Source organism: Micromonospora sp. NPDC003776 (assembly GCF_053605645.1).
On record NZ_JBSGJR010000353.1, the window covers coordinates 1 to 7365 of the forward strand.

8 protein-coding genes are annotated in these 7365 nt (G+C 75.3%); 2 read left to right on the forward strand and 6 right to left on the reverse strand.

Annotated features, from left to right (window positions below; genetic code table 11):
- From ACWEVO_RS24445 to ACWEVO_RS24460, 4 genes are all read right to left on the reverse strand, one after another.
- A partial coding sequence (locus ACWEVO_RS24445; RefSeq protein WP_452309847.1) for an asparaginase domain-containing protein occupies positions 1-348 on the reverse strand: 348 nt, incomplete at its 3' end.
- 2 nt (positions 349-350) lie between these two features.
- A complete protein-coding gene (locus tag ACWEVO_RS24450; RefSeq protein WP_452309848.1) occupies positions 351-1001 on the reverse strand; it encodes a class I SAM-dependent DNA methyltransferase in 651 nt (216 codons plus the stop codon).
- Between the two features lie 11 nt (positions 1002-1012).
- Positions 1013-2464 carry an alpha/beta fold hydrolase gene (locus ACWEVO_RS24455; protein ID WP_452309849.1) on the reverse strand — a complete coding sequence of 484 codons (1452 nt, stop codon included), beginning with the start codon at positions 2462-2464 and terminating at the stop codon, positions 1013-1015.
- A gap of 83 nt (positions 2465-2547) precedes the next feature.
- Entirely contained in the window at positions 2548-3576 is a 1029-nt protein-coding gene (locus tag ACWEVO_RS24460; protein WP_452309850.1) for a hypothetical protein, read from the reverse strand.
- 140 nt (positions 3577-3716) lie between these two features.
- On the opposite strand from ACWEVO_RS24460, the gene ACWEVO_RS24465 reads away from it, so the two are divergent.
- Positions 3717-4058, forward strand: coding sequence for a YciI family protein (locus tag ACWEVO_RS24465; protein ID WP_452309851.1), 342 nt, complete (start codon positions 3717-3719; stop codon positions 4056-4058).
- Positions 4059-4090: 32 nt separating this feature from the next.
- Positions 4091-5308 (forward strand): RNA polymerase sigma factor, encoded by a 1218-nt coding sequence (locus tag ACWEVO_RS24470; RefSeq protein ID WP_452309854.1) that lies wholly within the window; start codon positions 4091-4093, stop codon positions 5306-5308.
- Between the two features lie 94 nt (positions 5309-5402).
- Here the strand turns inward: ACWEVO_RS24470 and ACWEVO_RS24475 are convergent, their stop codons facing one another.
- Positions 5403-6338, reverse strand: coding sequence for a DUF2332 domain-containing protein (locus ACWEVO_RS24475; protein WP_452309852.1), 936 nt, complete (start codon positions 6336-6338; stop codon positions 5403-5405).
- Complete coding sequence (locus ACWEVO_RS24480; RefSeq protein ID WP_452309853.1) at positions 6335-7084, reverse strand: nucleotidyltransferase domain-containing protein; 750 nt, start codon at positions 7082-7084, stop codon at positions 6335-6337. Before ACWEVO_RS24480 ends, ACWEVO_RS24475 begins: the two co-directional genes overlap by 4 nt.
- Positions 7085-7365: the final 281 nt, after the last annotated feature.

Sequence of the window (7365 nt, forward strand, 5' to 3'; positions counted from 1 at the left end):
GGCCAGGGTGGGGTTGCGCATGGCGCCGGTGACCACCAGCGGCGCCGGGTGCGGCCAGACCAGGTCGGCGAGGTAGGCGGTCTCCTCCAGGGTGTCGGTGCCCTGGGTGACCACCACGCCGGTCGCTCCCTGCGCCACCGCGGCGCCCGCCGCGTCGACCAGCATCAGGAGCTGCGGGTACGTCAGGGCGGCGCTGGGCACCGCCTCGACGTCCCGCACGTCGAGCGGGATCTCGGCGAGCCCGGGTACGGCGGCGGTGAGGTCGGCGCCGGTCAGCCGGCTGACCACTCCCCCGCGGGTGCCCGCCATGGCGATGGTGCCGCCGAGGGTGAACAGGGCGACGCTCACGACTACTCCTCCGCCTCGGCCGGCCGGGTGGCCAGCAGGAACGCCTGGGGTCCCCGGTCCGGACCCTCGGGCTCGCGGACCAGCGTGGCGTGCACGGCGAAGCCCGCGTCGGTGAGCTGCGCGGTCAGGCGCTCGGGCGGCAGCCAGTACACGTCGTACCCGACCTGGTGGCCGTACGCCTGTTGGAGGCGGATCCGCCGGTCGCCGGCCTTGACCGCGAGCAGCAGGTGACCGCCCGGCGCGAGCACCCGGTGGAACCCGGCGAACACCCCGGGCAGCAGCTCCGGCGGCAGGTGGATGACCGAGTACCAGGCGACCAGCCCGGCGAGCCCACCGTCGGGCGCCGCCAGGTCGGTCATCGAGCCGACCTCGAAGCGCAGCTCCGGGTACGTCCGGCGGGCCACCTCCACCATGCCCGGTGACAGGTCGACGCCGGCCACCTCCAGGCCCAGCCCGTGCAGGTGGGCGGTGATCCGGCCGGTGCCGCAGCCCACCTCCAGCACCGGCCGGCCGGGACCGACCAGTTCGGCGAAGGCGGCGAGCATGGCCCGGTCGAGCGGACCCTCCACCACCCCGGGGAGCAGTCGCGCGTAGTCCACCGCCACGGTGTCGTACGCGGCGCGGGTCTCGGTCAACCAGCCCGGTTCGATCATGAACGTCGACCCTAGTCGCCGGGCGCGCCCGCTGCGTCCCGCACCCGGTCCAGGTACGCGACGAACGGCTCCGGCCGCTCAAACAGCGACCGGTGCCCGGCGCCGGGGATGACCAGGTGGTCCTTGCTCGGGGCCTGGAGCTGCGCGTACCACTCGTCGAAGAGGCGCAGCCGGCCCGGCACCTCCTGCGCGCCGTCGACGAACCACGCCGGCACCCGCAGCTCCCGCACGTCCCGCCGGAAGTCGAGGTCTTGGAGCCGGGGGTAGAGCACGTCCCAGCCGTCGAGGAAGCCGAACAGGTGCGCCTTCTCCAGCGGGCTGTATTCGGGCACCCCGAGGTTGCTCACCACCCCGGTCTCGTCCTCGCCGGCACCGGTCCGGTCGAACGCGAACGCCCCCGGCTCGTTGGCCAGCAGCGGCTCGTACGCCCAGATGTCCCGGTACGGCGGCGGCCCCTGGGCGGCCATCCGCTCGGCGAGGTCGGCCCGCCCGGTCCGCCGGGCCCAGGCGAGCATGTCCGCGTACTCGCTGCGGTCCGCCTCGCGCAGGCTCACCACCTGCCCTACCCCCACGTACGCGGCGAAGAGCTCGGGGTGCCGCTGGACGGCGAGCAGGCCCGGGATGGTGCCGCCGGAGTGGGCGAGCAGGTGGACCCGGTCGCGGCCGAACCGCTGGCGCAGGTGCCGGGTGACCGCCAGCAGGTCGTTCACCTCGTCATCGAGGGTCCAGTCCGCCGCGGACCGGAACGCCGACCAAGACCGGGGCGCGCCGGCGCGGTCCCAGGTGGCCACCACGAAGCGCCGCTCCAGGCCGGCCAGGTGCCGGCGGACCGAGCCGGTCTCCGAGCCGCCGGGCGGGCCGGGCGCCACCAGCAGGACCGGGGCGCGCGGATCGGCGCCCCGGATCAGCAGGCCCAGGTCGCGTCCGGCCGAGTGGACGGTGTCGAACTCCGCGATCCCGCCGGGAATCGCGGCGGTCCGGGCGGGCACCGCGGCGCCGACGGCGACCAGGGCCAGCAGGGCGGCGAGCAGCCCGACGACGCCTCGGCCGAGCCAGCGCGGCACCGGCCGGCGCGGGGGAGCACCGGCGGCCCGGCGGGCCAGCCCGGCCCCGTACGCCGCGCCCACCAGCAGCGGCAGCAGCGAGAGCAGCCCGTGCACGCCGCGCCCGGCGAGCAGGCTCACCATCCCGAACGGCGTCAGGTGCGGCCGGTCGACGGTCGGCCCGCGCAGCCGCAGCCGGACCAGTTCCACGGCGACGGCGAAGAGCAGCGGCGCGGCGAGCATCGCCCACCGGGAGCGGCTCAGCCGGCCGGCCGCGAGCCCGACGGCGAGGCTGATCCCGATCGAGGCGAGCGCCGTGCCCACGGTGCCCGGGCCGCGCGGCGTCCACCACCCGGCGACCAGCCCCCAGGCCGGCGGCAGCAGCAGCAGCGCGAGGGCGGTGGGGCGAGGGACCCGCATGGCGATCTCCCGTCGTCTCGGGACCGTCCACACTAGTCGGTCGGCGCGCGTCGGGTGACCCCATGGTCACCGACGGTCCCATCTCAGTCGGCGGTCGTGCCGTCGCCCGAGGTGGCCTTCTTGGCACCGCCGCCGAGCAGGACCAGCAGGATGATCCCGCCGACGATCCACGGCCCGTAGTCGGTCTTCTCGCCCTCCTGCCGCTGCGCCCAGGTACGCACCTGCACCTGGACGCTGGTCCGGTCCCCGACGGCGAACTTCCGCCGTACGGTGAGCAGGCTGCGCCGCCCGTCGTCGGTCAGTACGCAGTACCGGTCCCCGACCCGAAGGTCCTGGTACGTCAGCGTCTCGGCGAGGTAGTCGGTGTTCGCGGCGCACATCGCGTAGGTGGCCGGGGCATCGCTCGGCACCGCCGCGATCTGGACCCCGGCCGTCGGGTTGCGCACCAGGCCCTCCCCGTCGTTGCCGATGTCCCCGCCGCTCGAGCCGAGCAGCTCGGCCACGTCCCAGTCCGGGCAGAGCGAGTCGAGATCCGCGTAGTAGCCGCGGGACAGCACCAGCAGGCCGTCGTGGCGGATCACCTCGGCGGAGGCGCTGGCAGCCGGGAACGCCGCCGCGGAGGTGGAGGAGGGTTCGGCGACGGCCGGGGACGCCGCCGCGGCGGGCGGCGGGGCACAGCGCTCGGCGGCAGCGGTTGCCGGTCCGGTGGATTCCGGGGCGGAGCTGGCCGGAGCGACGCTGGTCGGGCTCGGGGTGGGACCGCCGGCGGCGTCGGGCTCGCCGCCCCCGCCCAGCCCGACCAGGAACACGACGAGCAGGCCGACACCCATGGCCGCGGCAGCGGCCAGCACGCTGCGCCGCGCGAGCAGCGCTGTCCGCGGCTGCGCCGGCTCCGCCGTGTCCCCCGTCGATCCGCGTCGGGCCAGCTCCATGAGGGTGACCACCAGGCCCCCCAGCGCGAGCAGCATGCCGACCACACCCGCCGCCTTGTCGGCCCGGTCGAGCGACTCGCCGTTCATCAGCACGGCCAGCAGGATCCAGCCGGCCAGTACGCCGACCACCAGCGCCGCCAACGGGTTCGGTTTCCACGGCCGCTTCGGTGGCCACGCCATGCGGGCATGATGACAGGTCGACGCCACCGGCCGCCGACCCGAGATCATCATCGGGCCCGGGGAAAATTTTCCGGGCCGGTTGTCGAATCCGGTCGGCCCCGCCCGTCGGGATGGCAAGACACCGAACAGAGGAGAGTCTGATGGCCCAGTACGCAGTCCTGATCTACTCGCCCGCGCCGGCCGACCCGATGGAGATCACGCCGGACTACCTGGCGCTGCTCGACCGGTACCCGGCCCAGGTCGAGGAGTTGGGCGGGCAGATCGTCACGGGGTTCGCGCTCCAGCCCAGCACCACCGCCACGGCGATCCGGGGCGACCTGGTCACCGACGGCCCGTTCATCGAGGCGAAGGAGGTCGTCGCCGGGTTCTTCATCCTGGAGGCACCCGACCTGGACGTCGCCCTGAAGATCGCCAAGCTGAACCCGGCCACCATCGACGGCGGGGTCGAGGTCCGGCCGCTCTTCACGCCCCCGGCCGAGTGAGCGACGCCGGTACGGTCGCGGCGGAACGCGCCGTGGCGGACGCGCACCGTCGCGAGTGGGCCTTCGTGCTCGCCGCGACGGCGCGCGTCGCCGGGGACCTCGACGTGGCCGAGGAGTGCGTGCAGGACGCCTACCTGGCCGCGCTGGCGGCGTGGGCGCGCGACGGCGTACCCGACAAGCCCGGCGCCTGGCTGACCGCCACCGCCAAGCGCAAGGCCCTCGACGTGCTACGCCGGGACAAGGTGTTCCGGTCGAAGATGCCGCTGCTGGTGGAGCCGGCGGAGGCCGAGGATCCGACGGAGCCCGGGGAGGACGCCGTGCCCGACGACCGACTGCGACTGGTGTTCACCTGCTGCCACCCGGCGCTGGCCCGGGAGGCCCAGGTGGCGCTGACCCTGCGCCTCGTCTGCGGGGTGAGCACCGGCGACATCGCGCGAGCGTTCCTGGTCTCCGAGACCACGATGGCCGCACGGGTAACCCGGGCCAAGAAGAAGATCGCCGCCGCCCGGATCCCCTACCGGGTGCCCGAGGCCGCCGAACTGCCCGAGCGGCTGGACGCCGTGCTGACCGTGATCCACCTGCTCTTCACCACCGGGCACACCGCGCCCACCGGCACCGGCCTGGTCCGCGCCGACCTGGTGGCCCGCGCCGTGCACCTGACCCGCATGGTGCTGGCGCTGATGCCCGACGAGCCCGAGGTACGCGGTCTGCTCGCGCTGCTGCTGCTCACCGACGCCCGCCGGGCCACCCGCACCGACGACGCGGGTCGCCTGCTCACGCTGGAGGAGCAGGACCGCTCGGCGTGGGACCGGGCCGCCATCGAGGAGGGCAACGCGCTCGTCCTCGGCGCGTTCCGCACCGGGCGGGTCGGCCGGTACGCCCTCCAGGCCGCCATCGCCTCGCTGCACGCCGTGGCGCCCAGCTACGCCGCGACCGACTGGCCGCAGATCGTCCGCCTCTACGACGAACTGCTGAAACGCTGGCCGTCCCCGGTGGTCGCGTTGAACCGCGCGGTCGCGGTGTCCATGGTCGACGGGCCGAGCGCGGCCCTCGCGGAGGTCGACACGCTGGCTGCCGACCCTCGGCTGGCCGGCTACCACTACCTCCCGGCGATCCGCGCCGACCTGCTGCGCCGGCTCGACCGGCCCGAGGCGGCGGCGGAGGCGTACCGGGCGGCGCTGGCCCTGGTCGACAACGAGGCCGAACGCGCCTTCCTCACCATCCGCCTCGCGGAGGTCGCGCCCCACTGACGGGTGACCGGCGGCGCGCGCCGACGGCCGGTGACGGCAGGACTGCGAGAAGCGGCGCCCTCCACCCGACCGTGCCCGGTCCGCAGGACGCGGGTCAGGCGAACCAGGTGATGCCCTGCCCGTGTCCCCGGGTCCAGGCGAGCGGCCGCCCGTCCAGCGCCAGCACGTTGTGGGACGTCCCGCCCGGCTGCTCCGGCAACGCCGCGTGGGGCAGCACCTCCGGGGCCTCGTTCGCGACCCAGTGCCCGGGCAACGCGCCGACCAGCTCGACGAACGCGTCCCGCCGGGGTGCGGGTACCTGGTACAGCACCGAGGTGTGGAAGACCACCAGGGTCGCGCCGGCCGGTGCCCGCGCGGCCAGCGCCGGCAGGTCGTCCACCAGGTCGCCCCGGACCAGCAGCGGCGGGTCGGCGGCAACGACCCGCGCCGCCGCGCGCAGCCGGTCGCGGCGGTGCGCGCGCTCCGGCCAGATGAGGGCGTCCAGCCACCCGACGTCCGCCGGGTCGGTCACGTCGAGCGGGTTGAGGTCCAGCCCGGCCCGCCACACCACCTCGGGCCAGCGGTCCGGCGGTACGGTGCCGGTGATCGCGCAGTCGAGGACCGGGGCGCCCACGCCGAGCACCCGGTCGCCGTAGCGGTACGCGTACCGGTCGGGGTAGAGGCAGAGGCCGGCGGACGCGCCCACCTCCAGAAGGGCGAGCGGCTGCGGCAGCGACGCCAGCACCGGCAGCAGTACGGCGCACCGCCCCGCCTCGTTCGTCTGGGTGGCCCGGGTGCGGATCTCCGCCTCGATCGCCGGCCAGTTCGCGATGGTGTGGTCGTGGAAGGCGGCCGGGTCCTCGACCGGGCCGCCGAGCAGGCGGACCACCGCGAAGAGCAGGTTCGGCTGCCGCTTGGCCGGCGGCAGCGCGTCGATCAGGGCGAGCAGCTCGTCGTCGCGGGACACCGCCAGCGCCAGCCGCTCGTACGCGGGTGACACCCCGTGCGCCTCGCGGGTGGCGAACTCGGCGTACCTCTTCGCGGTGGTCATCGTCCCCCCGACCCGGTTCCTGGAATGGGCAGTCGCGCGCGGGCCACGGTCCGGCGGGCGTCCCGCCAGGCGATCAGGGCGGTCCGGAACCGGGGCGAGGCGACCGGCTCCCCGCGCCGCCGGGCGCTCAACTGGTCGATCAGCCAGGCCGGGGCGGCGGCCTCCCGGACCGCTGCCGTCTTGGTGAGCAGCGCGCCGGTGCCGAGCGCGTGGCGGCCCCGGGCCATCGAGGTGAGCCCCAGGTCGGCGAGCGCCGGGTCCAGCCACAGCCACGGACGGCGAGCCGCCCAGGCCCAGTAGCCGGTGAGTTCGGCATGGGCGGCGGCCCGGATGTCGTCGTCGGCCATCGGCGGCAGGACGTCGCGCGGCGCCCGACCGAAGATCGGGTACCCGTGCCGGACCAGCTCGGCCCGGGTGATCCCGGAGAGGATGCGCTGGACGAGCTGGCCGTGGGTCCACGTCGGATGCCGCACCGGGAGGTCGGGAACCGTCGCGGCGTCGACGTAGACACAGCCCAGGTTGGCGCCGGAGCCGACCCCCTCGTCGAGGCGACGGTGCACGCCGGCGAGCGCGGCCTGCCGGCCGGCGTCGACCGGGCCGTCCGTCACCGCGACCAGGTCGAGGTCGCTGACGCCCGGGAGGTAGTCGCCGGTGGCCAGGGATCCCGCGACCAGCAGGTCGGTGACCCAGCCGAGCGCCGCGAGCTCCCGGCCGAACGCGTCGACGACCGGGGGTCGGTTCACCATGAACGGAGTCTATGAACTCGGACGCGGGTTGCGACACGACCGTTCGCGGGGCAGCTCAGGTGAGCGCTGCTCACCCGCCCGCCAGGGGAGCCGCTGAGGTGACCGGCCCCGGCAGCTGAGTCGTTCACGACAGCAAGCTCGTAGCCGGCGCACCGCAATCCGTGGCCGGCTACGCCCAGTCACCCCTTCCCGCCGCCTGGCGCGGGTGCGGCGGCGGGAACGCCGCGAGCGCCGCCGGGGAAACACAGCCGCGCGCGCGAGACGGGCTGAACTCAGCAGCA

What these genes read in the sequence shown, in the direction of transcription:
- ACWEVO_RS24455 (WP_452309849.1), bottom strand. Translation starts at nt 2,464, where the DNA reads ATGCGGGTCCCTCGCCCCACCGCCCTCGCGCTGCTGCTGCTGCCGCCG.
- ACWEVO_RS24465 (WP_452309851.1), top strand. Translation starts at nt 3,717, where the DNA reads ATGGCCCAGTACGCAGTCCTGATCTACTCGCCCGCGCCGGCCGACCCG.
- ACWEVO_RS24450 (WP_452309848.1), bottom strand. Translation starts at nt 1,001, where the DNA reads ATGATCGAACCGGGCTGGTTGACCGAGACCCGCGCCGCGTACGACACC.
- ACWEVO_RS24460 (WP_452309850.1), bottom strand. Translation starts at nt 3,576, where the DNA reads ATGGCGTGGCCACCGAAGCGGCCGTGGAAACCGAACCCGTTGGCGGCG.
- ACWEVO_RS24480 (WP_452309853.1), bottom strand. Translation starts at nt 7,084, where the DNA reads ATGGTGAACCGACCCCCGGTCGTCGACGCGTTCGGCCGGGAGCTCGCG.
- ACWEVO_RS24475 (WP_452309852.1), bottom strand. Translation starts at nt 6,338, where the DNA reads ATGACCACCGCGAAGAGGTACGCCGAGTTCGCCACCCGCGAGGCGCAC.